The organism is Mycobacterium sp. RTGN4 (assembly GCF_033804635.1).
Lineage (GTDB): Bacteria > Actinomycetota > Actinomycetes > Mycobacteriales > Mycobacteriaceae > Mycobacterium.
On record NZ_JAPZLB010000001.1, the window covers coordinates 728,407 to 753,731 of the forward strand.

A 25,325-nucleotide genomic window follows, 5' to 3' on the forward strand; every position below is an offset into this window, starting at 1 on the left:
CTAGCACCCGAACGCATGTCCCCCAATAGAAATGGAAGTTGAACTCAGATGAAGATCACGCAGAAGACCAAGAAGTCCCTGACGGGGGTATCCGTCGCGGCCGTCGTCGCCGCAGGCATGTTCGCCTCGTCCGTCGCTGTCGCGAATGCTGATCCCGCCGCGGGCCTCGTCGGCGCCGGGTGCGCGGGTTACGCCAAGCAGAACCCGACCGGGCCGGCCTCGGTCACGGGCATGTCGCAGGATCCGGTAGCCACCGCCGCATCCAACAACCCGATGCTGAAGACGCTGACGCAGGCGGTATCCGGTCAGCTGAACCCGAACGTCAACCTCGTCGACACGCTCAATGGCGCTCCGTCGCTGACGGTGTTCGCACCGACCGACGCGGCCTTCGCCAAGCTCGATCCGGCGACGATCGAGACGCTCAAGACCGATTCGGCGCTGCTGACCAGCATCCTGACTTACCACGTGGTCGAGGGTCAGGAAAGTCCCGCCCAGGTGGCGGGTACTCGCAAGACGATGCAGGGCGCCGACGTCACCGTCACGGGCAAGGGTAACGACCTGAAGGTCGACAACGCCTCCGTGGTCTGCGGCGGCGTCAAGACCGCCAATGCCACGGTGTACCTGATCGACACGGTGCTGATGCCGCCCGCACCGCCGCCAGCGATGTAATTCGCAGCACGCTCGAAAGACAGGGCGGTCCGGCTTCGCGCCGGGCCGCCCTGTCGACGTTGGGTAGCATCATCGAATATCGTTCGCAGCAGCCCTTTTTGGCTGGTCACCGGACGATCCAAAACCGGATTGGCGACGAATAGTAGACATGTCCACACTGATCTTCATTGGCTTCCTCGGCGGACTGATCACCGGCATCTCACCGTGCATCCTTCCGGTGCTGCCCGTCATCTTCTTCTCCGGCACCCGCACCGGCGACGACGCTGCCGAGCCAGCGCCCCCGGGCGCGGTGGCCACCAAGGTCGAGACCAAGCCTGCGGTGTCGGAACGGCTGCGGCCCTACTGGGTGATCGCGGGTCTGGTGTTGAGCTTCAGCGTGGTGACGCTGCTCGGTTCGGCGCTGTTGTCGCTGCTGCACCTTCCGCAGGACGCGATCCGCTGGGTGGCCCTGGTGGCACTGGTGGCGATCGGGCTGGGCTTGATCTTCCCGCAGGTCGAAGCGCTCCTCGAGAAGCCGTTCTCACGACTTCCTCAGAAGCAGTTCGGTTCTGGTCGAAGAGGTTTCGGGCTCGGGTTGGCCCTTGGAGTGCTTTACGTGCCGTGCGCTGGGCCGGTCCTGGCCGCCATCGTCGTCGCGGGTGCCACCGGCACCATCGGACTCAGCACGGTCGCGCTGACGCTGTCGTTCGCCGTTGGTGCCGCATTGCCGTTGCTGTTCTTCGCGCTAGCCGGGCAGCGGGTGGCCGAGCGCGTCGCCGCGTTCCGGCGTCGCCAGCGCGGGATCCGCATCGCCGCAGGGGTTGTGACGATCCTGCTCGCCGTCGCATTGGTGTTCAATCTGCCCGCCGTGTTGCAACGCGCCATCCCCGACTACACCAGTTCGTTGCAGAAGAAAGTCGGTGGCGAGGAGCAGCTGCGCGAGCTCAACCTTGGTGGCCTGGTCAACGACCAGAACGCGCAATTGTCGAACTGCTCCAATGGTGGGCCAGATCTCGAAAGCTGTGGGACCGCACCAGATCTCAAAGGCATCACCAAGTGGCTGAACACCCCCGGCGACGCGCCGATCGACTTGAAGTCCTTGCGCGGCAAGGTCGTGCTCATCGACTTCTGGGCGTACTCGTGCATCAACTGCCAGCGCGCCATCCCGCATGTCGTCGGGTGGTATGGGGCGTACAGGGACGAGGGGTTCGAGGTCATCGGGGTGCACACCCCCGAGTACGCGTTCGAGAAGGAGGAGGCCAACGTCGTCAGCGGTGCGAAGGACCTTGGCATCACCTACCCGATCGCCATGGACAACGGCTTCTCGACGTGGACCAACTACCGCAACCGCTACTGGCCTGCCGAGTACCTCATCGACCAGCAGGGCACGGTGCGACACGTCCAGTTCGGCGAGGGCGACTATGACGTCACGGAAAAGCTGATCCGCCAACTACTTTCCGAGCAGAACGCCGACCTGCCCAAGGCGATCGACGCGCCCGACACCACGCCGACCACCAAACTCACCCCGGAGACGTACTTCAGTGTCGGCAAGGTGGTGAACTACGGCGGACCGGGCGACTACGACCAGGGCGTCCGCGCCTTCGCGTACCCCGCCAAACTCGCCGACGACAGCTTCGCGCTACGGGGACCGTGGGCGGTGGACTACCAGGGCGTCACGTCCCAGTCCGACGACTCCGCCATCGAATTGAACTATCACGCCCGCAACGTCTACCTGGTGGTCGGCGGCACGGGCACGGTGACCGTCTCCAGGGCTGGGAAGACGACGACGGTTCCGGTGAGCGGACCACCCAACATGCGTCCGGTGGTGGCCGATGACGTCGCCGGCGCCGGGAGCCTTGAGGTCAGGCTTTCGAAAGGCCTGCAAGCATTTTCGTTCACCTACGGGTGACGCGCCGAAGGGTCGGCGGTGGCCTCGATCTTGCACACCATGCCGTCGCGAATCGTCAACACGATGATGGCGAACAACCTGCCGCGGTCGAAGGCCAGTAGCACCGGTTCGCCCGCGGGCCCTCCGACCACCGTTGCTCCTGGACCTAGGTAACGCATCAGGTTTGCGGCGACGTCGTGCGGACCGTGGTTGACCTGTTGCGGCGGTGCGGGATCGGCCAGCACGGTGCCGACGCCCCACACCGAGGCATCCAACAGGGACGCCAGCCCCTGCAGGTCGCCGTTGGCGCAGGCGGTGATGAACGCCTCGGTGACGTGTTGGTGCTCGGCAGGCGTGACGTCGGTCGGACGTGGCGCCGCGTCGGCGAACTTCGCCCGCGCCCGGCGCGCCAACTGGCGGCACGTGCCCACCGGCCGGCCCACCGTTTCGGCGATCTCCTCGAACGGCACCGCGAATACGTCGTGTAGTACGAAGGCGACCCGCTCTGCCGGGCTCAGCCGTCGCAGCACCTCCAGCAGCGCGGTGCCGACCTCGTCGTCGAGGGTGACGCGGTCGGCGGGATCGTCCGCGGTGGAAACGTCGCGCTCCGGAGGCAGGATCGTGACCAGCCGCACGCGCGCCGAGCGGAGTTGATCCAGGCACAGCCGGCCTGCCACCACGGTCAGCCAACCGCGGACGTCGTCGATCCCGTCGGTGTCCGACAGCCGCAGGAACGCCTCCTGCACGACGTCCTCGGCCTCCCCCACGTCGCCGAGCATCTGGTAGGCGAGATGCACCAGGTAGGGGCGGTGGCTCCGCCACGCCGCAGTGAGCTCCATACCTCTACGACGAATCAGCGGCCGGAAAAGTTACCGATTGCGGCATGTAACTTTTCGCAGCGCCCACCCGTCCTTGATGACAGTTACCCCCGACCTCAAGGAGCACGACATGTCGCACTCACCAATCGTCGTCGTCACCGGAGCAACCGGCAACGTCGGTCGCCACCTCGTCACGGCGCTCGCCGCAGCCGGAGTCGACGTCAGAGCAGTCACCCGCAATCCGGCCGACACGGACTTTCCTTCCGGTGTCACGCCATTCGACACCGTCGAGGCGGCCATCCCCGGCGCCACGACGGTGTTCCTCAACTCGCGTGCGTTGGGTGAGCAACTGGCGGCCACGGTCGACGCCGCCCGCGACGCCGGCGTGGCCCGGCTGATCGCGCTGTCGGCAATCAACGCCGACGACGACTTCGCCCTCCAACCGTCCCGGTTCCGCGGCGACCGCAACCGGGAGGTCGAGCAGCTCTCCATCGAGTCGGGCCTTGAGTGGGTCAGCCTGCGCCCGACGGTATTCGCGTCCAATTTCGCGGGTATGTGGGGTCCCCAGCTGCGGGCCGGGGACGTGGTCGGCGGCCCGTACGCGAGCGCCACGACGGCACCGATCGACGAGGGTGACATCGCGGCCGTCGCCGCCGTCGCCGTGCTGACCGACGCGCTGGTGGGCCAGCGCATACCGCTGACCGGACCTCACGCGCTGACCAACTCCGAAATGGTCGAGACCATCGGCACCGTGCTCGGTCGCGAACTGCGTTACCTCGAAGCACCTCCGGAGATGGTGCGGCAGCGCTTCATCGCGATCGGCTTCGGCGCCGAGTTCGCCGACGCATACATCGCGATGCAGGCCGAAACGCTCGACCGCCCCGCGTTGGTGACCCACGACGTCGAGAAGATCCTCGAGCGGCCGGCCACGACGTTCGGGCGGTGGGTTTCCGAGCACCGCAACCTGTTCACCAATTCGTAAGGGAGTCAACACATGTCAGAGATACGCCCGCCCAAGTGGCTGAAGCCGATGAACAAGGTCATGATCGCCGTCCAGAAACTCGGCGTGCCCGCCGGCCCATCGCAGGTGTTGACCGTGCCTGGCCGCAAGTCCGGCCAACCGCGCCGCACCCCGATGACGCCCTTCGACCACGACGGCGGCCTGTACACGGTGGCGGGTTACCCCCGAGCGGACTGGGCGGCCAACGCCCGTGCGGCGGGGCTAGGAACGCTCACCAGAGGCCGTCGCTCCCGGCAGGTCAGGATCGTCGAAATGTCCGCAGAGGAGTCGCGGCCGGTCCTGCGGGCGTTCGCGGTGAAGGTGCCGGTCGGTGTCGGGTTCGCCAAGCGCAGCGGCCTCGTCCAGGACGGCACGCCCGACGAATTCGAGGCGCTGGCAGGACAATTGGCGGTGTTCCGGTTCGACCCTGCGTAGCGGGTAACCCTAGACCGTCGTCACGGTGCCGCCGTCGACCACAATGTCGGCGCCGACCACCGATGAGGCCGCGTCGGACACCAGGAACGCGATCACCTCGGCGATCTCCGCGGGTTGGGCAGGCCTACCCAGCGGGATTCCGCCAAGCGAGTCCATGAGCGTCTGCAGCGCGGCGGCCTCGTCGGTGCCCGCCGCGTCGGCGATGCGTGTCACCAGCGCCTCGGCCGCGGTGGTCTGAATGAACCCGGGCGAGACGGTGTTGACCCGAATACCCTTGGGCGCAAGCTCATTGGCGAGCCCCTTGCTATAGGCGCGCAGGGCGGCCTTCGCTGCGGCGTAGCCGAGCGTGCCGTCGTACAACGGCATGCGGCTCTGGATCGACCCGACGTGGACGATGGCGCCCGATCCGGCTTCGATCATCGCAGGCACCAAGGCCCGGTCGAGCCGGACCGCACCGAGCAGGTTGAGTTGCATCTCGGCAAGCCAGTCCTGGTCGGTCAATTCCGCGAATCCGCCTGCGGGCGCTGACGATCCGCCCGCGACGTGCACCAGGAGCTGCGTACCGCCGAGCCTGCCCACGTGCGCGGCGACGGCGTCAGCACCTTCTGACGTGGTGATGTCCGCTGCCACGAAGTCGTCCGCGTCCTCGGGTGCGTGTCGGGCCACGACCGTGGTGACCGCCCCTGCTGCCCTCAGCCGGGCCACCACCGCGGCGCCTGCCCCCTTGCTGCCGCCGGTCACCACTGCGCGGCGTCCGTTGAGGTTCATGATGCGTGCTCCGTTCGGAAGATGGGCCAGCAGAGGTCGGTCGCCCACTGCGAAGAGTCGTCGGTGTCCCAGGAGAACCGCTCGTAGTACTCGCGCAGCGGGGCCTCGACGCTGAGCTCGTGTCGGGTCGCGTACTCGCCGAGTTCGCTGTAGGCAAGGTCGACGTCGTCATGGGGGCCGCAGTGTCGGATGACGACGAGTTCGGCTGCGGGCACGATGAATTCACCACCTTCTACCGGTAGGAACACCGTCACCGGCCCGCGGTCGTTGGCGTACACGTCGAACCCGTACAGGGCGCCGAGCGGACCCGTCTGGACGAGGCGCTTGCGCTGCACGGCGTCCCGCACCTCGGTGACCGCATCGAAGAACCACCCCACCAGGTCGTCGCGGTCGACGGTGGCGTGCACCGCGAAGGACGGCGTGGCCTCGACGCTGCGGTGCTCCAGCGGCAACCCATCGCTCGGGCGATCGAGGATGTCACGCAGCGCCCGGACGGCATTCTGGGTGGTCGCCAACCGCTGCTCCAACCTGCCGAGGTGTGCGCTGATGAGCGCGTTGCGATCGTCGGGCGGCGCCGCGAGTACCGCCTTCACCTCGGGCAACGGCATGTCGAGCGCGCGCAGTCGAGTGATCACCTGGGCGGTCGGAACCTGCTCGTAGGCGTAGTAGCGGTAACCGCTGGAGCGGTCGACGTGGTGCGGAGCGATGAGCCCGACGTCGTGGTAGTGCCGCAGCGTCTTGACACTCAGCCGCGTCATCCGCGAGAAGTCGCCAATCGAGAGCATGCAGCCAGTCTGAAGTCTCCCCCAGCGGGAAGGTCAAGCGAGCTGGATCAAGAGATATATGTGGCGAGCCCCGCAACCACGGCTGCGGCGTATGCGGCCTGGCCCTGCGGGCTGGCCATCCGAGCGGCGTCGTCGGCGTTGCGCATGTTCCCGAGCTCGATCAATACGGCCGGGTATTGGGCGAGATTGAGCCCGGCGAGGTCAGCGCGCCCGTACAGCCCATCGGAGCCGATGTAGGTCGACGGTGTCAGTCCCGACGCCGCCAGCGCATCCCGCATCGTCTGCGCCAGCCGCAGATCGGCTTGCTCGTCGAAGACCGGTGGACTCGAGAAGTTGACGTGAAAACCGTGTCCGGACGGCGGGCCGCCGTCACCGTGAATGCTGATGATCGCGGCCGGATGCTGCGCATTGGCCAGCGCGGCACGCGCGTCGACGCACGGCGCAGGACCGGTGTCGTCGTTGCGAGTCATGACCGTGGTGGCACCGAGTTGCTCGAGCTGTGCGCGGATCAGCGTCGTCACGTCCCAGGTGAAGGTGTGCTCTCCGAAACCGTCATTGGTCGACGTGCCCGTCGTCTGGCAGTCCTTGGTCCCGCCGCGTCCGTTCGGGACCTGGCTGGTCAACGGCGCGTTGGCCGATGCGCCGTGGCCCGCGTCGAGCACGATCACCTTGCCAGCGAGCTCGGCGCGGGCTACCGGCGCCGGCGCTGCGGCGAGTCCCGCAGCGAACAGCACGACCGCTGCCGAATACACCAAGGCACGCATCGAACGAGGCTAGCGTCATGCGCGCGGCGGGAAGTGTTCGACCCAGTGCCTGGCGATGTCGACCCTGCGCGCAATCCACACCTTGTCGTGGGACTGCACGTGATCCAGAAAGCGCTCGAGCGCCGCGATCCGCGCCGGGCGCCCGACGAGCCTGCAATGCAGCCCGATGGACAACATCTTGGGTGCACCGGCGGCACCTTCGGCATAGAGCACGTCAAACGCGTCCCGCAGATAGGTGAAGAAGTCGGTGCCACTGGGAAATCCGCTGGGTGACACGAACTTCATGTCGTTGGTGTCCAACGTGTACGGCACCACCAGGTGGTCGACGGGTCCGTCGACGCCATCGACGCGCGTCCAGTACGGCAGGTCGTCGGCGTACGAGTCGGAGTCGTAGAGGAAACCGCCATGCTCGACGACGAGCCTGCGGGTCTGCGGTGAATCCCGGCCGGTGTACCAGCCCAGCGGTGCCTCGCCGGTCAATGCCGTCATCAGCGCGACGGCTTCGGCCATGTGTTCCCGCTCTAGCCCCGGCTCGACGAGTTGGTAACTGAGCCAACGCAATCCGTGACAGGCGAGCTCGTCACCGCGCGCCATGAACGCCGCCACCGCTTCGGGATTGCGGGCCAGCGCCGTCGCGACGCCGAACACCGTCAGCGGCAGCTGGCGCCGGTCGAACACCCGAAGTACCCGCCAGAGTCCGGCACGCGAACCGTATTCGTAGAGCGACTCCACACTCATGTGCCGGTTCGGAAAGGCCTGCGCCCCAACCACGTCGGACAGGAAGGTCTCCGACTCCAGGTCACCGTGCAGAACGTTGCGCTCGCCTCCCTCTTCGTAGTTCAGCACGAACTGCAGCGCGACGTTGGCACCGCCGGGCCAGCGCGGGTCAGGTGGATTGGGGCCGTACCCAACCATGTCGCGCGGATAGCCGGCTACGTCGTCGTCGCCGCCGAAGGTCACGCTCATGTTGGCATTCTGACAGCCATGTCGTCGGTACGCCGATCAGCGCACATGGGCGACGACGGACTCGGCGAAGCGTTCGATGGGTGCACGGAAGGTGCTCACGTCCGCGGGATCGACACCGTCCGCCCCCATCCACGGTGCGCACATCACCGCGGTGATCCCGATGTCCTCCGCGCGTTTGTAGAGGTCGGGACTAGGAATGTCCATGAGCGCCAACATGATGTCGAATGGCTCGTCGGCGCGGCCGTACTCGCGGCGCAGCGCGTGCAGGCGCTCGACGTAGTGCACTGCGTCATCCCACCCATAGGCGGTTCCGACCCAGCCGTCGCAAAGCCGGGCGGCGCGACGCAGCGCGGCCTCAGATTCGCCGCCGCACATGATCGCCACCGGGGCGGGCGGATGAGGCTCCATCATGAGCTCGGGCACCTGGTAGTGCTCGCCGTCCCACGACACCCAGCCGCCCTGCCACAATGCGCGCAACGCGGGGATCATCTCGTTGAGTCGCTTGCCGCGATCTTCGAACGACTGGCCGAGCAACTCGAACTCCTCGCGCATCCAGCCCGCCCCGACCGTCAGCGTGACGCGCCCCTCGGAGATCACCGCTGCAGTGGCGACCTGCTTGGCCACCTCGAGCAGTGGACGTGACGGCGCGATGTAGACCGCGTTGGTGAAGCGCAGTCGGGTGGTCACGGCCGCCATCGCGCCGATCATCACCCACGAATCGGGCCACGCCGTCTCCGGCTCCCACGGCGGGGTGTCCGCCCCGGTCGGATACGGGGACCTCAGGTTGCGGGGATAGATCAGATGGTCGGCGCAGATCATCCCGTCGTAGCCGGTCTCATCGAGCATGCGGGTCACCGCCAACGCGTCCGCAGTGTTCAAGAAAGCCGTCCCCGACCAGAATTGCATTGCCCCAGCCTGCCGTACATGGGGTTTCGCGATGGCGAATTCGGGGCAGGATCTGTGGATGCCCACGCTGATGTGGTTCCGGCGCGACCTGCGACTGCATGATCTGCCTGCGCTCTCAGACGCCGCGAACGCGGATGGCGACGTGCTTGCCTGCTACGTGCTGGACCCGCGCCTGCAGGCCTCCTCCGGGTCACGCCGGCTGCAATTTTTGTACGACTCATTGCGTGAGCTGCGCGACGGTCTCGACGGCAGGCTGCTCGTCACCCGAGGCCGCCCGGAGGCGCGAATCCCGGTATTGGCCAAGCAGATTCATGCGACCTCGGTGCACGTGTCGGCGGACTTCTCACCGTTCGGCGTGCGCCGCGACACCGCGGTGCGCGAAGCGCTGGGCGATGTGCCGCTCGAGGAATCCGGTTCGCCGTATCTAGTTTCACCGGGCCGGGTGACCAAGGGCGACGGCACGCCCTACAAGGTGTTCACGCCGTTCTACGCCGCATGGCGCGGGCACGGGTGGCGAGCGCCTGCGAAGACGGGACCCACGTCCGCGACCTTCCTCGACCCCTCAGGCGTCGAAGGAGGCGTCGACATTCCGACCGGCGACGTTCGACTTGAGTTGCCCGCAGGCGAGTCGGCAGCGCGAAAGGCCTGGAGGCGATTCGTCGAGACAAGGCTCGGCGACTACGCCGACGACCGGAATCGGCCCGACGTGGACGGCGTCAGCCGGATGTCGGCGCACCTCAAGTTCGGGACCATCCACCCCCGCACGATGGCCAAGGACCTAGGCCAGGGCAAGGGTGCTCAGGCGTACTTACGCGAACTGGCGTTCCGCGACTTCTACGCCGGCGTGCTCTACGAGTGGCCGCGAAGCCGGTGGCGGAACTGGAACGACGCGTTCGACCGGATCGAGGTCGACGAGGACGCCGAGGCCAAGCAGCGGTTCGAGACGTGGAAGGCGGGCCGGACCGGGTTCCCCATCGTCGATGCCGGGATGCGACAGCTTTCCGAGTGCGGCTTCATGCACAATCGGGTGCGCATGATCGTGGCGTCGTTCCTGGTCAAGGACCTGCACCTGCCGTGGCAGTGGGGCGCCCGGTGGTTCCTCGACCAACTGGTCGACGGCGACATGGCCAGCAACCAGCACGGCTGGCAATGGGCGGCGGGCTGCGGCACCGACGCTGCGCCGTACTTCCGGGTGTTCAACCCGGACACGCAAGGCCGCAAGTTCGATCCGGACCAGGAGTACGTGCGCCGTTGGGTGCCCGAGTTCGGCACCCCCGACTACCCGGACCCGATGGTCGACCACCGTGCCGAGCGCACCGAGGCGCTGCGCCGCTACCAAGCGATCCGGTGACCCACCGGGCTGCTACGACGCACCGTCGTATGCCAGAATGAGCCCAGCGTCAGCCCACCGTGAGGAGTAAGCCGTGGCCAACACCGAGGTCGAACGACATACCGGCGTCGACGTCGAGGACGTGCCGTCGGCGGCGTGGGGTTGGTCCCATCAGAACCACCTCGTCATCCAGATCGGCGGCATCCTCGCCGGCTTGTTCATGTTGCTCATGCTTCGCGGCAATCACGTCGGCAAGGTCGAGGACATCTTCCTCGTGGTGGTCGCCTTGGTCATCTTCACCGTCGTCATCCGGGACTGGTGGCTGCGCCGCCGCGGATGGAATCGCTAGCCTTCCTGGCGAGCAGTTCTGCGAGGTGGATCCCTTCGCGTCCGGTCACATCACGTAGTTGAGTGCGGCAGGAAAACCCATCCGTGAGCACCGGCGCGTGCTCATCGGCCTGCTCGACGGCCGGCATCAGGTCGTGTCCGGCGATGGCGACGCTGACGTCGTAGTGCCCGCGCTCAGCGCCGAAGTTGCCCGCCAATCCACAGCAGCCTTCCACCACCCGCGGCACGACTCCGGCGCGTCGAAGGATTGCGAGGTCTGTTTCGAAACCGAGCACCGCGCGGTGGTGACAGTGCGGCTGAACGACCGCATCGAGGCCGGCCAGGGTGGGCGGCTCCCATCCGTCGGTGGAGCCGAGTAGCTCGGCGAGGGTGCGCACCGAGCTCGAGACGGCGGTGACGCCTTCGCCTTCCCCGAGTAGCTCGACGGCGTCACTGCGGAACACCGCGGTGCACGATGGTTCCAGACCAACGATGGGCACCCCGGCGCGGGCCGCGTCGGCGAGTGCAGTGACGCTGCGGTTCAGCACTTTTCGCGCTGCATCGAGCTGGCCGGTGGAGATCAGCGTCAGTCCACAGCAGAGCCGCTGCGGCGGGATGCATACGGAGTAACCGGCGTCCTCGAGTACGTTCACCGCAGCGATCCCGACCTCCGGGGTGAAGTAATCGGTGAACGTGTCCACCCACAGCATCACCGGATCACCACTAGCACTTGGGTGTTGGCCAAACCATCGACGGAACGTCTGGCGGGCGAACACGGGCAGGTCGCGGCGGGCGTCGACTCCGGCCAACCGCTTGCCGACCGGCGCCAACGGACTTGCCATCACCCGGTTGACCGTGCGCGGCATCAGCGCCGCCAGCCGTGCCCAGCGCGGCAGCCACCCCAACGAGTAGTGCGCGGCCGGTCTCAGCCTGCCGCGGTAACGCTGAAAGAGCGCCTCGGCCTTCAGCGTTGCCATGTCCACTCCGATCGGGCACTCAGAGGAGCAGGCCTTGCACGACAGGCATAGGTCGAGTGATTCCAGCACTTCCGGGGAACGCCAGCCCCGCACCATCGATCCGTTGGCAAGCTCTTGAAGCACCCGGGCACGGCCGCGGGTGGAATCCTTCTCGTCCCTGGTCGCCCGGAACGACGGGCACATCACGCCGGGTCCGCTTGTGACACGGCACTTCCCGACGCCGGTACAGCGGTGCACCGCAGTGGTGAAGTCGCCGCCGTCGTGGGGGTAACCGAATGCCAGCTGCGTGCGCATCGGCCTGGCCGCCACCTCCCGTAGGTCGGCGTCCATGGGGCGCGGCCGCACGATGACGCCGGGGTTCAGCACATCGTACGGATCGAACAGGTGCTTGACCGCGGCAAAGGTGTCGATGGCCGCCGGTGTGTACATGAGGCCAAGCAGTTCGCCTCGCGCGCGCCCATCTCCGTGCTCGCCGGACATCGAACCGCCGTAGCCGGCAACGAGTTTCGCCGCATCGGTGACGAATTCACGGAACACGGCCTGCCCATCGGCGCGCCTGAGTGGAAAGTTGATGCGGATGTGAATGCAGCCGTCGCCAAAGTGCCCGTACGGCACGCCCGTCAACTGGCGCTCGCGCATGAGCGCCTCGAACTCGCGCAGATAACTGCCGAGATGTTCGGGTGGAACGGCCGCGTCCTCCCAGCCGGACTGCCCCGGCGGATCGGTGGTCCTGGCAGCCAGTCCCGCGCCGTCCTCCCGAATCTTCCAGAGCGCGGCCGCCTCGCCTGCGTGCTCGACCACCCGACCCTGATTCGCGTTCGCGGCGGCGAGTGTCGCGTCAGCCCGGGCGGTGACCTCCGCCCGGTCGGATCCGCAGAGTTCGATGAGCAGCCAGCCCTGGCCGACCGGAAGCTCCGGCACCGCGGCGGCACCCTTGCGGGTCCGAACGACGTCGACGATGCGTGCGTCGAGGCCTTCGACCGCCACCGGGCGAAACGGGAGGATCGCCGGGACCGCGTCAGCGGCGGAGGCCATGTCGGGATAGCCCAACACCAGCAGCACGCTGACCGTCGGAGCGCGAACGAGTCGCACGGTCGCCTCGCGGAGCAGTCCCCACGTGCCTTCTGTCCCGACGCAGGCCTTCGCGACGTCGAAGCCGTGTTCCGGCAGTAGGTGCTCCAGCGAATAGCCGGACACCTGACGGGTGAACCGGCCGAACTCGGTGCGGATCAGTTCGAGTCGCGACTGGACCAGCTCATCCAGGCTGCGCAGCGTGGAAGACGTGGATGAGCGGTTGCCCATGGCGACCCGCAGAAGGTCGCCGGTGCCGGTCACCAGTTCTAGCTCGATGACGTTGTCGGCGGTGCGGCCGTACCCCAAGGCGCGTGAACCGCATGCGTTGTTGCCGATCATTCCGCCGATCGTGCATCGGCTGTGGGTGGAGGGATCGGGGCCGAAGCGCAGGCCATGGGGAGCGGCGGCCCGCTGGAGGTCGTCAAGGATGACCCCTGGTTGCACGATCGCGGTCGCCGACGCCGGATCGATGTCCACCACGCGATTGAGGTGTCGGGAGAAGTCGAGCACGATGCCGGGGCCCACCGCGTTGCCGCTGATCGACGTGCCCGCTCCGCGCGCGGTCAGCGGCACCCCAAGCGAGCGGCCGACGTCGACGATGGCGTCGACCTCGTCGGGCGTGCGCGGAAAGACCACGACCTCGGGAACCACGCGGTAGAGCGAGGCATCGGCCGCGTACTCGGCTCGCCGTCGCGTCGAGGCATCGACATCGGTGACGCCGGCGCGCAACAGCGCAGCGACGACGTCCCCTGTCTCACCGAGGACCTTCTCCGTGGGCACTGACGCACCGCCTCGAGCGCTGGGTTTCGTTGTCGTGGGTCAGTTCAGTCTGGAGCACGGCGCATGGGAAAGCCCGCAAGGACTCCCGAGGCGTAGGCTGACCACACCCGCCGAACCGTAACAAATATAACAAGATGTGTAACGTTCGATGAGCATGACATTCCCCAACTTAGGATCCACCTCATGAGTCTCGTTGCCGGTCGAGGGCCATTCAGCGCCGATCCCGCTGGATGGTTCTCTTCGCCACTGCCCACCGGGGTGGTATTCGTCGAACCCCATCCGCGCCGCATTCAAGCGTTGGCGGGCGGAGCCACCGTGATCGACACCGAGCACGTCCTGATGGTGCACCGCCCGGGTCACGCGCTCAGCTACGCGTTCCCGGCGGACGAGGTCGGCACACTCCCCCACGAACCCGTGGCGGAGGCGCCCGGTTACGTCCACGTGCCGTGGGACGCCGTCGACGCATGGCTCGAAGAGGGCCGCAAGCTCGTCCACTATCCACCGAACCCGTACCACCGCATCGACTGCCGACCGACCAACCGCGGACTCCGCGTCACCGTCGCAGACACCGTGCTGGTGGACACCACCGACACCGTCGTCGTGTTCGAAACCTCGCTCGCGGCAAGGCTCTACGTCGATCCGGCTCACGTCCGCACCGACCTACTCCGCCGATCCGAGACGGCCAGCTATTGCAACTACAAGGGCGACGCCACCTATTGGTCGGCGGTCGTCGGAGCAGGCGTCTACGACGACGTGGCATGGAGTTACGAAGACACCCCGCCGGAGACGCTGCCGATCCGGGGATTCCTCAGTTTCGACGAGACGCGGGTCGGTGTGCTCGCCGAACTGCCGAAGGCCGCGGGGTCCGCGACGGACTGCGGTTGCGAGACCTGACGAAGTCGGAGGCGGTATCGGTGCATTCTGCCGGCACAACATCGGCGAAATGCGAGTAGTCGAGTACTCACGTCGCCGTGCCCAACCCTTGCCATGCTGATCGCAAGTCGGGGGGTTGCCAATGGAAAAGCTCGGTGAGCATGCGGTGGTTCTGGGGGCCAGCATGGCAGGCTTGGTTGCCGCGCGAGTACTGGCCGAGTTCTTTGAAACGGTCACGGTGGTGGAGCGGGATGCGCTCAGCGACGGCGCCGATACCCGGCGCGGCGTGCCGCAGGGCCGGCAGATCCATGGCCTGCTATTGCGAGGCGCGCAGGTGCTTGAAGAACTCTTCCCGGGGATTCTCAACGAACTCGTCGAAGCCGGTGCACCCCGGTTTGATTATGGGGACCTATCGCAACTCCACTTCAACATGGGCGGCCACCTGGCCGTGCAATTCGGTTCGCTCGAAGGGCTGAGGGCGTACACCCCAAGCAGACCCTTTCTGGAGTCCCACATCCGGCGCCGGGTACGGGCGATTCGCAACATCGCGTTCCTCGATAGTCACGACGTCGTCGACGTCACGTCCAATACGAGCCGTGATCGCATCACCGGTGCGCGAATAGTAAACCGTCACAACAACTTAGAGTCGGAACTGCGCGCCGATCTCGTGGTCGATGCCACCGGGCGGGGCGCGCGGACACCGGCAATGCTGGAAAGGCTGGGTTACGGCCGCCCCGCCGAGGACGACGTCGTCATTCATCTGATGTATGCGAGTCAGTTGCTGCGTGTGCCACCAGAGTCGCTGCACGAGAGCGCTTGTCTCGTGGCCCCAGTGCCCGGCCGACCGACCGGCATGGCGATGCTCACATACGAGCACGACACCGTTATGTTCGCTGTCTTCGGAATGGCGGGCAACGATCCACCTGTCGGATGTGCCGCGATGTGCGACTTCGCCGAACCATTTGCGCCCGCCCACATTTTGGCGGCCATGCGAACGGCCGAACCCCTTGGCGAGACAGCGCAGCACCGGTTCCCGTCGAGCCGTTGGCGCCGGTACGACAAAGCGCGACTGCTGCCCGACGGCTTGCTGGTTGTGGGAGACGCGGTGTGCAGCTTCAACCCGATCTATGGGCAGGGTATGACGGTGGCCGCGCTGGAAGCTTTGGCGCTGCGAAAGTGCCTGTCCCGGGACACGACTGACCTGCCGCGGCGATTCTTCCGAGCTACCGCAAAGCCAATCGGCCAGGCGTGGCAACTGGCGGCCGGTGGTGATCTCTCCCTACCCGAGATCGACGGCGCACCACCGTTGTCGACGAGGTTGCTCAGCGGGTACATGGACCGGTTGCTGACCGCTGCCGAACATGACACCGTCGCGCTCGAGCAGTTCCTCAAGGTGGCCTGGCTTGTCGACGCACCGATTCGGTTGCTGCGCCCTTCTATGATGCGGCGTGCCGCCTCAGCCAACCGACGCGGCCAGAGCCGGCCGACACGGGTCACCGCCTCGGCTCAGGTCGGGCGCACGACAGGCGGCGAGTAGTTCGGCCGCCCGAGGCCCAGCGCCTGCTGGGCGATCATGTTGCGGAACACCTCGAGCGTGCCGCCGTAGATACCCATCGGCGAGGCCAGTCGGAAGAGGAACTCCGCGCCACCGTCGTCGGCGGCGCCGTCGGTACCGACCGAAAGCGCGCTCGCGTTGCCGAGGATGTCCATCAGATCGGGCGTCAGTCCGCGCAGGGCCTGGGTATTGGCGACGCGGCCGAACATGTCGGGTGTGCTCATCGCCGCCTCCATCCTGGCGATGCTGCGCCCGAGGCGGTACTTCACCGCCTCATCGTCGATGAGGCGGTGACCATCGTCGTCGGGTACCGACACGATGCGCGCGATCCGGTCGGCGGCTTCGGCGAGCAACGTGACGTGCTCGGACATCGCGGCGACCTTCTGAAGGCCTTCGGCATCCCTGTCGATGGTGCCGTGCTCGGCGTTGAGCGCACCCCGCAGCACCACCCACCCGCCGTTGACCTCACCGACGCGGTACTTGTCGTCGACCCGTACGTCGCTGTAGTAGGTGATGTTCGTTCGGTCACCGTCGACGGTGCGGATGCCCTGAACCTCGATGCCTGGCGAATCCATCGGCACCAGGAACATCGTCAGGCTCTGATGTTTGGGTGCGTCGGCATCGGTGTTGGTGATGAGGAAGACGTATTGGGCGTTCTGGGCGTTCGACGTGAACATCTTGGAGCCATTGACAATCCAAGTTGATCCATCCGCTTCATCGCGCACCGCACGGGTCTTGCACGTCGCCACGTCGGACCCACCCTCGGGTTCGGTGTAGCCCAGGCACAGTCGAGTGTCGCCGGCCAGCACCCCCGGCAACACGGCCGCAACCAGCTCCGGCGTCCCAAACTGCTGCAGTGCCTGCGCGACCATTCTGGTCGTGCCCGAGTGAAACCACGGAGTGCGGGACCGTCCGATCTCCAATTCGAAGATCCGCATGTGCAGCGCATCGTAGCCACCGTCGGCCTCAGCTTTGTAGTACTCCTTCAGATAGCCCTTCGCTCCGAGCGCGAGATGTACGCCCTCGTCGAAGTTCTCGCCCGTCTCGCGATCGCGCCGGATCACTTCGTCGGTGACGATGCTGCCCAGAAACCTACGAAGGTCGTCCTGGAAGGCCTGATGCTCGGCCGTCAACTCGACGCGGGAGAACTCCATCTATTCGCCCTTCCCTGAACGGCTTTCGCGCGCGACAACGATGTCGGCGACGTACTTGGCGGTGGCACCCGGATCGCCGCCAGCCAAGGGCCAGCCCCTTGCCCGCACCAGGTAGGCGGAGGACGCCGCTTCTGCCGACACACCGAGGCCGCCCTGCACGTGCACGGCCATGGTCGCCGAGCGCGAAGCTTCCTCGGCCATGTACACGAACGCCGACGGCGCCAATTCGGGTCGTTCGTCGGGCTCGTTGTCCAGGTACCACGCGGCTCGGCGCACCAGGTTACGGCCGCCCGCGACCACGATTGCGATGTTGGCCAGGGGATGCGAGATGCCTTGCAACGTGGAGATCGGCACGCCAAGCGTGTAGCGCGACTTCGCGAATTCCGCAGCGAGGTTCAACGTCGCGTCGACCAGCCCGACGAGCGCGCTGGCCGTCAGGAGTCGCCACTCATCGAGCGCCCGTTGATGACTCGCGAGCGCCTCGGGGCCACTGGCCACTACGACGCGGTGGTCGGCGGCCCGTGGGTCGATCCAGGCCATGGGAAGTCGACCGATGTTGTCGACCTTCGTCGGCTGGTCGTCCGACGACACCAGGACGATGTCATCGCCGTCCCGAAGCACGACGAGGTCCGCGACCGCTCCCGACGGAATTAGCCGTCGGCCGCTCGGGCCGACCAGTCGCGGGTCGATGCCGACGATGCGTTCGCCACTGACGGCGGCCGCCTCGTCGAGCACCCCCAGTCGCTCGAGCAGTCGGGTCGCGCACACGTGATCGATCCACGGCAGTGGCGCGATCGCGTTGCCCAGTTCCTCGGCGAGGAGCGTCAAGTCGACCAGCGTCGCCCCGTCTCCCCCACTCGCCTCGGACAGTGCCATAGTGGTCGCGCCCGTGGCACAGAGTCGTTCCCACAGGCTCTTGTCGAATCCGGAATCCTGCGCTGCCCAGACGGTTTCGATCGAGCAATGGGTCTTGAAGAACTGCCGGTAGGCGGCCTGCACGGCGATGTGGTCTTCAGAAAGGCCGTAGTCGAGCCTGCGAAGTTCGAAACGGTCCATCAAGACACCGTGACACTACTCATGCTTTTTGTAAAGTGGAGACTATTTGACCAGTCGTCGACCAACAGCTCCGACCACTTTCTTGATGCGGTCCGAGATGTACACCGAGACGAAGGTGTTGAAGATGTCCTCGCGCAGGCGGGTCAACGTCGAGGTCTTGATGAGCCACTGGCCATCGACCTTCTCGTAGGTCTCGTGGTAGTGCCCGTAGCCGCGCAGGTTGACCCCTGGCGCCAGCCGGACCACGTCTTCGAGCGCCCAGATACCCTTCGCGGTGGTCGGGGAAGTGAGCTCGAGCTCAGGGGCGTGGACCTGATGCGCCGTTGGCTGCGAGCCCTTCTTGAGGCTGCCCCTGGTGAACGCGACGAAGTCGTCCGCACCCCCGATCACCTTGCCGCCGGCCTGCGACGTGTCGCTGATGAAGTCGTCGGCGAACAGTTGGCGCCAGGCCTCCCAGTCCTTGGCGTCGAGCAGGCGGCAGTAACGGGCCTTCAGTTGCTTGATCGACTCGAGCTCTACGAGGTCAGTGAGTTCCATTGGTTTTCCTCCTACATCGACTGCTTCAGGGCGGCAACGGTTTCCAGATCTTCGATCGCGGCAACGGCGCGCTGCAGCCCCTCCAGCGAGATGGCCTCGGCCTGCATGCCGCCGAGTCCCGCGGTGGTCAGCGGCGACACGAAGGCGTAGGTCACGGCCTGACGGTACCGAGTCCAGAGCTCGTCGCGATCGAACTCGGGTCCGCCGGCTGACACCAAGGCCTTGCGGTACACGTCGAGCAGGTCGCGCTCCGCTGCCTGACGATCGGCAGTCGGCATGCCGAGCACCAAGGTGTAGGTGAGATCGCGGGCCGGGTGACCCCGCCGAACCACCTGCCAGTCGAGCAGGCCGGCCCGTCCGTCCCGGAAGTACGTGTTGCCAGGATGGGAGTCTCCGTGAAGGACGGTGTGGGTGCCTGCGTCGACGAGCTCGGTGGCCTCCTGATAGTGCTCCCACAAGAATCGGCCCGACTCGATGGGGATGGTCGTACGGTCGGCGAGTTTGCGCGCCGACATCTTCATCAGTGCCGGGGTGAGCAGGTTGGTGGAGGCCTCCGATGGGGCGGTCAACCAACCGAAAGCACCTCCGCCGCCAGACTTTTCGCCCAGCTTGCCCCAGAATGTCCCGTGCAGATGGGCGAATACCTCCATGAGCAGCGCGATCTGGTCGGTGCTCAGCGGATGCAACGTGTCGGGAAACTCGCACGGCGACGTCGTCATGTCCTCGAGCACGATCACGTATCGCCCGGTGAGCGGATCGAACTCCGCTCCGAACGAAGCCGGAATGCCGTCGCCCAGCGCGGGTGCCAGCTGTTTGTAGAACCGGGCCTCGGTTTCGCCCAGCTCAGCCAGTTCACCGAGCATCCGGGTGGCCGCCGTCGCGGCCGACAGCTTCACGAAGACGGATTCGGGTACGTCCTTACCGGTCAGCGCAAGCCGGGCCCGCGACGACGTGCCCGCCTCGCCTTCCAGGATGGACACCGACTCGACGTGGCGGCCCATCACACGGGACAACACATCGGGCGTCAGATCGTCGACCCGGCGCGGGAACGCGCGAAGTCCCCTTAGCACCGAGTCGGTCGCGAGCCGCTGTACGCCGTGTCCCAGATGGGCGCCAAGGCGAAGCGCAGTTACGCCACGATTACTCACGTTCGGTCTCCATTCGCCGCCGCGGACGCGACTTGAAGCACTTTACACTTTTAATAGGTTTTGTAATCCAATGTGTACACTATGGCTCGACGACGACGGAAGGCACCACGTTGGGCATCGTGACCACGACCTCAGAGACGACGTTCACGCAGTCGCCCGAGGTCATATACGACTTCGTCACCAATCCGGTGAACTGGACGAAGACATATCCCGGAAGTGCGCATGTCGGAAGCGTCACCAACGAGCTGCCGCTCAAGGTCGGCGACACCTGGACCGAAGCGGGCCCCGACGGCCAGAAGATCTTCACGTGGCACCTCGCCATCGCCATGCGGCCGAAGATGTGGGTGTTCAATTCTGTTGGCAGGCTTGGCCACGACGCCGAGGGCAACGGCGGCATGGACGGCCGGATCACCGTGAAGTACCACTTCACCCAGCCCGGCGACGGCATCACGCTCTTCGCACGAACGATGATCATCGAGGCCTACCGAGACTCCCCGATGCCGGACGGCTTCTTCCGCACCGTCAACCCCGCGAACATCGACAAGTACCACGCCGCGATCGCGCGCGAATTGGCGGCTGCTGCGGGTTGACCGACCCCGCTACGGCTGAAGCGCCCGCCGCAGCGCCGCGCCCTGGAGCGCGAACAGCTGTTGAGTGCGCTCCCAGTCGGGCATCAACGAGTCGAAGCCATGACAGGTACCGGGGATCACGTGTAGCTCGGTCGCAACACCCGACCACAGCAGCCTCAGCGCGTAGTCGACCGCCTCATCGCGAAGCGGATCGAGTTCCGAACAGCTGATGAACGCGTTCGGCAGGTCCGCCAGCTCGCCGCAGCGGGCGGGCACCGCATCGACGGCGTGCCTGCGGAAGCCGAGTACGTGTTGCCACATCTGTTGCGTCGCGGGCCCATCGAAACCCGGTGTCGTGGTGAACTCCTGCTTCGACGGCGTCGGCGCGTCGTCGAGCACGGGTTGATGCAGCAGCTGGAACACCACCGGCGGCGCCGCCCCGGAGGTCGCCGCCTGAGCGAGCAGCGCGGCCAGCGCGCCACCGGCACTGCTCCCGGCCACGGCCAGCCTCGTCGTGTCGACGTCCAGCGAGTCGGCCTCGGCCACAACCCAGTTCAGTACCGCAAGTGCGTCGTCGTATGCCGCGGGATGGGGATGTTCGGGAGCAAGCCGGTAGTCGACCGACACCACCGTGCAGTGCGCACGCCGCGCCAACTCCACGCATTGCCGGTGATCGGTGTCGAGGTTGCCGAGTACGAACGCTCCCGAATGACAGAAGATCACGGCCGGGGCGTGCGCCACTCCGCCGCGGTAGATGCGGATCGGGATGGACCGTCCGTCGGCGGGCACGACGTCGTCCACGACGTCGACGTCCGAACTGTCGAGCGCCTCGGCCTGCTCCCTGCGCCTTGTGTTCAGCGAGTCCCGCACGGCGGCAAGGCCATCCATGGACAGGTCGGTCCGAAACGACACCAGGTGGCGAAGCGCCGCGTCGAGTCGGGCGGTGATATCGGTGTCCGCGGTCGTCACGTGCCTGCCGCGCTATGAGCTTCGACCTGGATGTCCGGCTGGGCGACTGGTGGGTCGAACGTGTAGTCGGCGGCCCTGAACCGTCTGGTCATGCTCCAGAAGTCACGCGCACTGCGTGGCCACTGTGTGACGACGCGGCCGTTGGCGGCCCGGAAGTAGCTGTTGCAGCGGGTGGTCCAGACCGTCCCGTCCATCCATCGGTCGATCTTGTCGATGAAGTCCGACATCGTCTTCGCCCGCACCGCGACATAGGACTTGTCGTGACGGCGTACGTACTTGAGCGCACGAACCACGTAGTGCGCCTGCGCCTCCAACATGAAGATGACGCTGTTGGAACCAACGTTCGTGTTCGGGCCGTACAACATGAAGAAGTTCGGGAAGCCCGGCACGGTCATGCCCAGATAGGCATACGCGCCGTCGCGCCAGCGCTCCTTGAGCGCGGTGCCGTGCTCCCCCGTCACCTCGATCTGACCGAGATAGTCTGCGGCCGCATATCCGGTCGCACACACCACGACGTCCACGTCGAGTTCGCGGCCGTCCTCGGTGATCAATGACCCCGCGCGCAGCGCCTTCGCCGGGCTGGACACCACTTCGACGTGGGGCTGGGTCAGCGCCGGTAGGAAGTCCGAGGAGAACACCAAGCGCTTGCAACCAAGCGGAGTGTCGGGAGTGAGTTGCTCGCGAAGCGTCGGATCGGCAACAGCACGCTCGAGCATCGTGGACGCAACGGCGCGAAACTCGGCCGTCTTGTCACTGCCGTGCTCGATCACCGAGATGTTGGACTCGCTGCGCAACCACATCCGGGTTCGGTGGTACTTCTTGGCGAACGGAACGTGCGCGAAGACCCATTTCTCGCGCTCGGTGTATTCGCGGTCAGGCTTCGGGAAGATCCAGGTCGGAGAACGTTGGATGGAGTAGACCTTTCTGGCAACCTTGACGACCTCCGGAACCAGTTGCGCAGCAGTCGAACCCGTGCCGAGCACCGCCACGTTCTTGTCCGTCAGATCCAGCGCATGGTCCCAGCGGGCCGTGTGCACCAGCGTGCCCGAGAACGGCTCCTCCTCGAGCAGCGTGGGCATCGTCGGCGCAGTGAAGAGCCCGACGGCCGACACCACGAAGTCAAAGGTGTGCTCCGCGCCGGTCGACGTCGTCAACCGCCACGTTCGCGACTCCGCATCCCATTGCGCCGCGACGACCTCGGTGTTGAGTTTCAGGTGCGGGCCGAGTCGATGACGCTGCGCGCTGCGCTCGAAGTAGGCCAGAATCTCGGCCTGCCCGGACCAGAGCCGCGACCAGTTCGCGTTCTTGTCGAACGAGAACGAGTACAGGTGGGACTTCACGTCGCACGCCAACCCCGGATAGGTGTTGATCCGCCACGTCCCGCCGACGCCATCCTCACGGTCGAAGATGGTGAACTCTCCGAAACCCGCCTTCTTCAAGAAGATTCCCAACGCCAACCCACCGGGCCCGGCGCCGATGATTCCCACCGAGGGACTCGTGGTCATCGGCGTCATCCGATCCGAAGTGATTGTCCGCCGTCGACGACAAGCTCTGCTCCGTTGACGAACGACGCGTGTTCGGACACCAGGAACGCGACGGCGTCGGCGATCTCCATCGGCTTGCCGAGCCGACCGCTGGTGGCCGTCGCGATGAGCCGGCTCTGGATGTCGGGATCGAGCATCGGCGTTTCGACCGGGCCGGGGAAGACCGCGTTGACCCTGATGCCGGATGGTGCCAGCTCGGCCGCGGCGATCTGCGTCAGCCCGCGCAGCGCCCACTTGGACGAACCGTATGCGGAGTGGTTCGGGAACGGGCGGAGCGCTCCTGTGCTGCAGGTGTTGACGATTGAGGCACCGTCGGCGTTTCGGAGGTGCGCGAGCGCGGCCTGGATGCCGAGGAATGGACCAAGGCAGTTCACCCGCCAGCTGCCTTCGAAACCTGCGGACGTCTCGTCGGCGATGGCGGCGCGGTGCAACACGCCCGCGTTGTTCACCAGCGTGGTCAACGAGCCGAACCGACCGGTAACTGTGGTGACCGCGGCCGCCCATTGTTCGGCGGAGCTGACGTCCAGAGGGACGGCAAGAACGTGCTCGGTACCGAAAGCCGCAGTGGTGGAGTTCAACTCGTCGATCAGCACGTCGCATGCGGCGACCCGGAATCCTTCGGCGAGCAGCCGCTCCACGATTGCGGCACCCTGCCCCCTGGCCGCGCCCGTCACTAGCGCGACGCGGTCCGACTTCGTGGCGTTCAGTGGTATCCCCCGTCTTCGGTTGGCTGCTGGCCACTCTGGGCCTTCGCTGCGGCCAAGTGGGTGGCCGCACCCTTGCGCAGGGCCTGCGACTCAGAGGCCAGCGTGATCACGCGAAATCCCATTCGGGCAGCAGAGTTTCCGATCGCGCCGTCGCCTGCGTGCACGCCAGTGACCAGACCTGCTGCCGTTGCCGCAGCCACGATCTGCGCCATGGCGTCGAGCACGTTCCGGTGGGTCCACGCATCGGAAAGTCCATATCCCATCGATATCGCCAGATCCGCTGGACCGACGTAGATGCCCGATAGCCCTGGAACTGCGCAGATCTCGTCGACCGCGGCCAGTCCGGTGGCCGTCTCCACCATCGCGTAGATGCTCACGCGGGATTCCAGCGCGGTGACATCGACGCCGAGGCTGGCTCGCAGCGGCCCGAAGCTGCGCACCCCACGGGGCGCGTACCGGGTCGCGGCGACCGCCTCGGCGGCCTGTTCGGCAGTCTCGATCATCGCGACGATGATCGCGTCGGCGCCCGCGTCGAGTACGCGCCCGATGGGCGCAGGCGATGTGGAGGGTAGCCGCACCGCGGTAGCGACGGGCACATGCTCGAGCCGGCTCAGCAAGAGCGCGACGTCAGCGTCATCGAGATAGCCGTGCTGGACATCGAATCCGACGTAGTCATAGCCAGTTTGGGCGAACGACTCGGGCCCGAGCATCGTCGGACCGACCACCCAGCCCCCGAATATCGGGGACCCACCGGCGAGCGCTTCTTCGAAACGTGAACTCATTCGACTATCGCAATCTTGACGCGCCCAGGCGTCGGGCGGCAGGCCACCTCGAACGCCGACTGCACGTCATCGACCCCGAACGTGTGCGTGAGGTACATCGGCAGCAAGTCGGGATGCTCGCGTGCGAACGCATCGGCCTTCTCCAGCACCCGCCGCCGCTCCAGCGTCACACCGGATTTCAGCGTCAGGTTGTTCCGCAGCATCGTCCGGATGCTGATCGGATACGTGTCGTCGTCGGTCACCCCGAAGTAGAAGATCGTGCCGCCGAAGGCGGCCGCTTCGATGGCGTGACCGAGCGTCGCCACCTGATGGCCGACGGCCTCGATGACGACGTCTGGTTTGTCGTCGGGCGAAAGGTGACGGATCCAGCGGTCGCTGGTCGCGCGCACCACGGTGTCGACGCCGAAGGCCGGTCCGATGGCGTCCCGGTCGACGGGGTCGACGCCGGTGACGTGTGCGGCGCCGGCCGCCTTGGCCGCGTAGGAGAACAGCAGTCCGATGGAGCCCTGGCCGATGACGGCCACGCGCCGGCCCGCGAGGTCCGGCAGCTGCTCGATGGCGTAGAGCACGCACGCGAGCGGCTGCAGTCCGATGGCGAGTCCCGGTGTCAGCGAAGGGTCGTATGGCGCAAGGCCATTCCCGTCGGCGATCACGCGGGCCATCAGGCCGTCGAATCCCGACGCCCAGCCGACGACGCGATCACCTTGGCGATGGTCGGGATGACGGCTCGCCAACACCTCTCCGACGATCTCGTGGACCGGGAACCCATTCATGCCCGCGGCGCTGGCACCGGTGTCGCCCGGTAGCTTGCCCTGCGTCCCGCGGAAACCGGGCAGGTCGCTGCCGCAGACTCCGGCCGCCAGAAAGCGCAGCAGCACTTGGCCGTCGGCAAGCGATTCCGAGGAGCGTTCGGGAACGTCCGTGCGCTCGAAAGTGTATGGCGCCACTAGCCGATAGCACCACAC

Annotated in this window: 25 protein-coding genes; 9 read left to right on the forward strand and 16 right to left on the reverse strand. The window is 66.4% G+C overall.

All coding sequences use genetic code 11. The annotated features are described in order from the left end of the window. The first annotated feature begins 48 nt into the window (after window positions 1-48). Both SLQ30_RS03555 and SLQ30_RS03560 read left to right on the forward strand, forming a co-directional pair. A complete protein-coding gene (locus SLQ30_RS03555; protein WP_319445443.1) occupies window positions 49-669 on the forward strand; it encodes a fasciclin domain-containing protein in 621 nt (206 codons plus the stop codon). 148 nt (window positions 670-817) lie between these two features. Further along, window positions 818-2,557: a cytochrome c biogenesis protein DipZ gene (locus SLQ30_RS03560; RefSeq protein ID WP_319445444.1), complete on the forward strand. Its 1,740-nt coding sequence runs from the start codon at window positions 818-820 to the stop codon at window positions 2,555-2,557. Here SLQ30_RS03560 and sigI read toward each other — a convergent pair. Continuing rightward, on the reverse strand, window positions 2,548-3,375 hold the full coding sequence (gene sigI / locus SLQ30_RS03565) for an RNA polymerase sigma factor SigI (protein ID WP_319445445.1): 828 nt from the start codon (window positions 3,373-3,375) through the stop codon (window positions 2,548-2,550). The two genes, SLQ30_RS03560 and sigI, sit on opposite strands and share 10 nt — an antisense overlap. A gap of 109 nt (window positions 3,376-3,484) precedes the next feature. Between sigI and SLQ30_RS03570 the strand changes: the two genes are divergently transcribed. Together SLQ30_RS03570 and SLQ30_RS03575 are read left to right on the forward strand one after the other, a co-directional pair. Further along, window positions 3,485-4,336 carry an SDR family oxidoreductase gene (locus SLQ30_RS03570; RefSeq protein WP_319445446.1) on the forward strand — a complete coding sequence of 284 codons (852 nt, stop codon included), beginning with the start codon at window positions 3,485-3,487 and terminating at the stop codon, window positions 4,334-4,336. A 12-nt stretch (window positions 4,337-4,348) separates the two neighbouring features. Next, window positions 4,349-4,789: a nitroreductase family deazaflavin-dependent oxidoreductase gene (locus SLQ30_RS03575; RefSeq protein WP_319445447.1), complete on the forward strand. Its 441-nt coding sequence runs from the start codon at window positions 4,349-4,351 to the stop codon at window positions 4,787-4,789. A gap of 9 nt (window positions 4,790-4,798) precedes the next feature. Here SLQ30_RS03575 and SLQ30_RS03580 read toward each other — a convergent pair whose 3' ends face one another. From SLQ30_RS03580 to SLQ30_RS03600, 5 genes are read right to left on the reverse strand one after another with little or no spacing between them, the layout of a single operon-like run. Next, window positions 4,799-5,557: an SDR family oxidoreductase gene (locus SLQ30_RS03580; RefSeq protein ID WP_319445448.1), complete on the reverse strand. Its 759-nt coding sequence runs from the start codon at window positions 5,555-5,557 to the stop codon at window positions 4,799-4,801. Then, on the reverse strand, window positions 5,554-6,342 hold the full coding sequence (locus SLQ30_RS03585; protein ID WP_319445449.1) for a MerR family transcriptional regulator: 789 nt from the start codon (window positions 6,340-6,342) through the stop codon (window positions 5,554-5,556). Before SLQ30_RS03585 ends, SLQ30_RS03580 begins: the two co-directional genes overlap by 4 nt. A 47-nt stretch (window positions 6,343-6,389) precedes the next feature. After that, entirely contained in the window at window positions 6,390-7,106 is a 717-nt protein-coding gene (locus tag SLQ30_RS03590; protein ID WP_319445450.1) for an Rv3717 family N-acetylmuramoyl-L-alanine amidase, read from the reverse strand. 15 nt (window positions 7,107-7,121) lie between these two features. After that, on the reverse strand, window positions 7,122-8,072 hold the full coding sequence (gene puuE / locus SLQ30_RS03595) for an allantoinase PuuE (RefSeq protein ID WP_319445451.1): 951 nt from the start codon (window positions 8,070-8,072) through the stop codon (window positions 7,122-7,124). Between the two features lie 36 nt (window positions 8,073-8,108). Continuing rightward, entirely contained in the window at window positions 8,109-8,978 is an 870-nt protein-coding gene (locus SLQ30_RS03600) for a TIGR03619 family F420-dependent LLM class oxidoreductase (protein WP_319445452.1), read from the reverse strand. Between the two features lie 58 nt (window positions 8,979-9,036). Here SLQ30_RS03600 and SLQ30_RS03605 point away from each other — a divergent pair, with 58 nt between their 5' ends. Then, on the forward strand, window positions 9,037-10,329 hold the full coding sequence (locus SLQ30_RS03605; RefSeq protein WP_319445453.1) for a deoxyribodipyrimidine photo-lyase: 1,293 nt from the start codon (window positions 9,037-9,039) through the stop codon (window positions 10,327-10,329). Between the two features lie 73 nt (window positions 10,330-10,402). Next, entirely contained in the window at window positions 10,403-10,657 is a 255-nt protein-coding gene (locus SLQ30_RS03610) for a DUF2631 domain-containing protein (RefSeq protein WP_319445454.1), read from the forward strand. Here the strand turns inward: SLQ30_RS03610 and SLQ30_RS03615 are convergent. Further along, a complete protein-coding gene (locus SLQ30_RS03615; protein WP_319445455.1) occupies window positions 10,614-13,466 on the reverse strand; it encodes an FAD-binding and (Fe-S)-binding domain-containing protein in 2,853 nt (950 codons plus the stop codon). The genes SLQ30_RS03610 and SLQ30_RS03615 overlap by 44 nt on opposite strands. Before the next feature lie 183 nt (window positions 13,467-13,649). Here SLQ30_RS03615 and SLQ30_RS03620 point away from each other — a divergent pair, with 183 nt between their 5' ends. After that, window positions 13,650-14,360 carry a DUF427 domain-containing protein gene (locus SLQ30_RS03620; protein ID WP_319445456.1) on the forward strand — a complete coding sequence of 237 codons (711 nt, stop codon included), beginning with the start codon at window positions 13,650-13,652 and terminating at the stop codon, window positions 14,358-14,360. Window positions 14,361-14,481: 121 nt separating this feature from the next. Beyond that, window positions 14,482-15,876, forward strand: a complete 1,395-nt coding sequence (locus SLQ30_RS03625; protein WP_319445457.1) for an FAD-dependent oxidoreductase — start codon at window positions 14,482-14,484, stop codon at window positions 15,874-15,876. Here SLQ30_RS03625 and SLQ30_RS03630 read toward each other — a convergent pair. Genes SLQ30_RS03630 through SLQ30_RS03645 form a run of 4 tightly spaced genes read right to left on the reverse strand, consistent with a single transcriptional unit; the run spans window position 15,846 to window position 19,789 of the window. After that, window positions 15,846-17,048, reverse strand: coding sequence for an acyl-CoA dehydrogenase family protein (locus SLQ30_RS03630; protein WP_319445458.1), 1,203 nt, complete (start codon window positions 17,046-17,048; stop codon window positions 15,846-15,848). The genes SLQ30_RS03625 and SLQ30_RS03630 overlap by 31 nt on opposite strands. Continuing rightward, window positions 17,049-18,104, reverse strand: a complete 1,056-nt coding sequence (locus SLQ30_RS03635; RefSeq protein ID WP_319445459.1) for an acyl-CoA dehydrogenase family protein — start codon at window positions 18,102-18,104, stop codon at window positions 17,049-17,051. A gap of 42 nt (window positions 18,105-18,146) precedes the next feature. Continuing rightward, on the reverse strand, window positions 18,147-18,641 hold the full coding sequence (locus SLQ30_RS03640; protein WP_319445460.1) for a nuclear transport factor 2 family protein: 495 nt from the start codon (window positions 18,639-18,641) through the stop codon (window positions 18,147-18,149). 11 nt (window positions 18,642-18,652) lie between these two features. Further along, complete coding sequence (locus SLQ30_RS03645) at window positions 18,653-19,789, reverse strand: phosphotransferase family protein (protein ID WP_319445461.1); 1,137 nt, start codon at window positions 19,787-19,789, stop codon at window positions 18,653-18,655. A 110-nt stretch (window positions 19,790-19,899) separates the two neighbouring features. On the opposite strand from SLQ30_RS03645, the gene SLQ30_RS03650 reads away from it, so the two are divergent. After that, window positions 19,900-20,379 carry an SRPBCC family protein gene (locus tag SLQ30_RS03650; RefSeq protein WP_319445462.1) on the forward strand — a complete coding sequence of 160 codons (480 nt, stop codon included), beginning with the start codon at window positions 19,900-19,902 and terminating at the stop codon, window positions 20,377-20,379. A gap of 9 nt (window positions 20,380-20,388) precedes the next feature. Here SLQ30_RS03650 and SLQ30_RS03655 read toward each other — a convergent pair whose 3' ends face one another. The 5 genes from SLQ30_RS03655 to SLQ30_RS03675 all read right to left on the reverse strand — a co-directional run bounded on the left by SLQ30_RS03655 (window position 20,389) and on the right by SLQ30_RS03675 (window position 25,325). Then, window positions 20,389-21,246 carry an alpha/beta hydrolase gene (locus tag SLQ30_RS03655; protein WP_413467924.1) on the reverse strand — a complete coding sequence of 286 codons (858 nt, stop codon included), beginning with the start codon at window positions 21,244-21,246 and terminating at the stop codon, window positions 20,389-20,391. 77 nt (window positions 21,247-21,323) lie between these two features. Further along, window positions 21,324-22,832 (reverse strand): NAD(P)/FAD-dependent oxidoreductase, encoded by a 1,509-nt coding sequence (locus SLQ30_RS03660; protein ID WP_319445464.1) that lies wholly within the window; start codon window positions 22,830-22,832, stop codon window positions 21,324-21,326. A 5-nt stretch (window positions 22,833-22,837) separates the two neighbouring features. Beyond that, complete coding sequence (locus SLQ30_RS03665; RefSeq protein ID WP_319445599.1) at window positions 22,838-23,578, reverse strand: SDR family oxidoreductase; 741 nt, start codon at window positions 23,576-23,578, stop codon at window positions 22,838-22,840. Continuing rightward, window positions 23,575-24,360, reverse strand: coding sequence for an HpcH/HpaI aldolase family protein (locus SLQ30_RS03670; RefSeq protein WP_319445465.1), 786 nt, complete (start codon window positions 24,358-24,360; stop codon window positions 23,575-23,577). Before SLQ30_RS03670 ends, SLQ30_RS03665 begins: the two co-directional genes overlap by 4 nt. Then, on the reverse strand, window positions 24,357-25,325 hold the full coding sequence (locus SLQ30_RS03675; RefSeq protein ID WP_319445466.1) for a zinc-binding dehydrogenase: 969 nt from the start codon (window positions 25,323-25,325) through the stop codon (window positions 24,357-24,359). Before SLQ30_RS03675 ends, SLQ30_RS03670 begins: the two co-directional genes overlap by 4 nt.

Bases quoted from the DNA above. Each gene is read 5' to 3' on its own strand.
- SLQ30_RS03555 (WP_319445443.1), top strand. From the start codon at position 49: ATGAAGATCACGCAGAAGACCAAGAAGTCCCTGACGGGGGTATCCGTC.
- SLQ30_RS03560 (WP_319445444.1), top strand. From the start codon at position 818: ATGTCCACACTGATCTTCATTGGCTTCCTCGGCGGACTGATCACCGGC.
- sigI (WP_319445445.1), bottom strand. From the start codon at position 3,375: ATGGAGCTCACTGCGGCGTGGCGGAGCCACCGCCCCTACCTGGTGCAT.
- SLQ30_RS03570 (WP_319445446.1), top strand. From the start codon at position 3,485: ATGTCGCACTCACCAATCGTCGTCGTCACCGGAGCAACCGGCAACGTC.
- SLQ30_RS03575 (WP_319445447.1), top strand. From the start codon at position 4,349: ATGTCAGAGATACGCCCGCCCAAGTGGCTGAAGCCGATGAACAAGGTC.
- SLQ30_RS03580 (WP_319445448.1), bottom strand. From the start codon at position 5,557: ATGAACCTCAACGGACGCCGCGCAGTGGTGACCGGCGGCAGCAAGGGG.
- SLQ30_RS03585 (WP_319445449.1), bottom strand. From the start codon at position 6,342: ATGCTCTCGATTGGCGACTTCTCGCGGATGACGCGGCTGAGTGTCAAG.
- SLQ30_RS03590 (WP_319445450.1), bottom strand. From the start codon at position 7,106: ATGCGTGCCTTGGTGTATTCGGCAGCGGTCGTGCTGTTCGCTGCGGGA.
- puuE (WP_319445451.1), bottom strand. From the start codon at position 8,072: ATGAGCGTGACCTTCGGCGGCGACGACGACGTAGCCGGCTATCCGCGC.
- SLQ30_RS03600 (WP_319445452.1), bottom strand. From the start codon at position 8,978: ATGCAATTCTGGTCGGGGACGGCTTTCTTGAACACTGCGGACGCGTTG.
- SLQ30_RS03605 (WP_319445453.1), top strand. From the start codon at position 9,037: ATGCCCACGCTGATGTGGTTCCGGCGCGACCTGCGACTGCATGATCTG.
- SLQ30_RS03620 (WP_319445456.1), top strand. From the start codon at position 13,650: ATGAGTCTCGTTGCCGGTCGAGGGCCATTCAGCGCCGATCCCGCTGGA.
- SLQ30_RS03625 (WP_319445457.1), top strand. From the start codon at position 14,482: ATGGAAAAGCTCGGTGAGCATGCGGTGGTTCTGGGGGCCAGCATGGCA.
- SLQ30_RS03630 (WP_319445458.1), bottom strand. From the start codon at position 17,048: ATGGAGTTCTCCCGCGTCGAGTTGACGGCCGAGCATCAGGCCTTCCAG.
- SLQ30_RS03635 (WP_319445459.1), bottom strand. From the start codon at position 18,104: ATGGACCGTTTCGAACTTCGCAGGCTCGACTACGGCCTTTCTGAAGAC.
- SLQ30_RS03640 (WP_319445460.1), bottom strand. From the start codon at position 18,641: ATGGAACTCACTGACCTCGTAGAGCTCGAGTCGATCAAGCAACTGAAG.
- SLQ30_RS03655 (WP_413467924.1), bottom strand. From the start codon at position 21,246: ATGGATGGCCTTGCCGCCGTGCGGGACTCGCTGAACACAAGGCGCAGG.
- SLQ30_RS03660 (WP_319445464.1), bottom strand. From the start codon at position 22,832: ATGACCACGAGTCCCTCGGTGGGAATCATCGGCGCCGGGCCCGGTGGG.
- SLQ30_RS03670 (WP_319445465.1), bottom strand. From the start codon at position 24,360: ATGAGTTCACGTTTCGAAGAAGCGCTCGCCGGTGGGTCCCCGATATTC.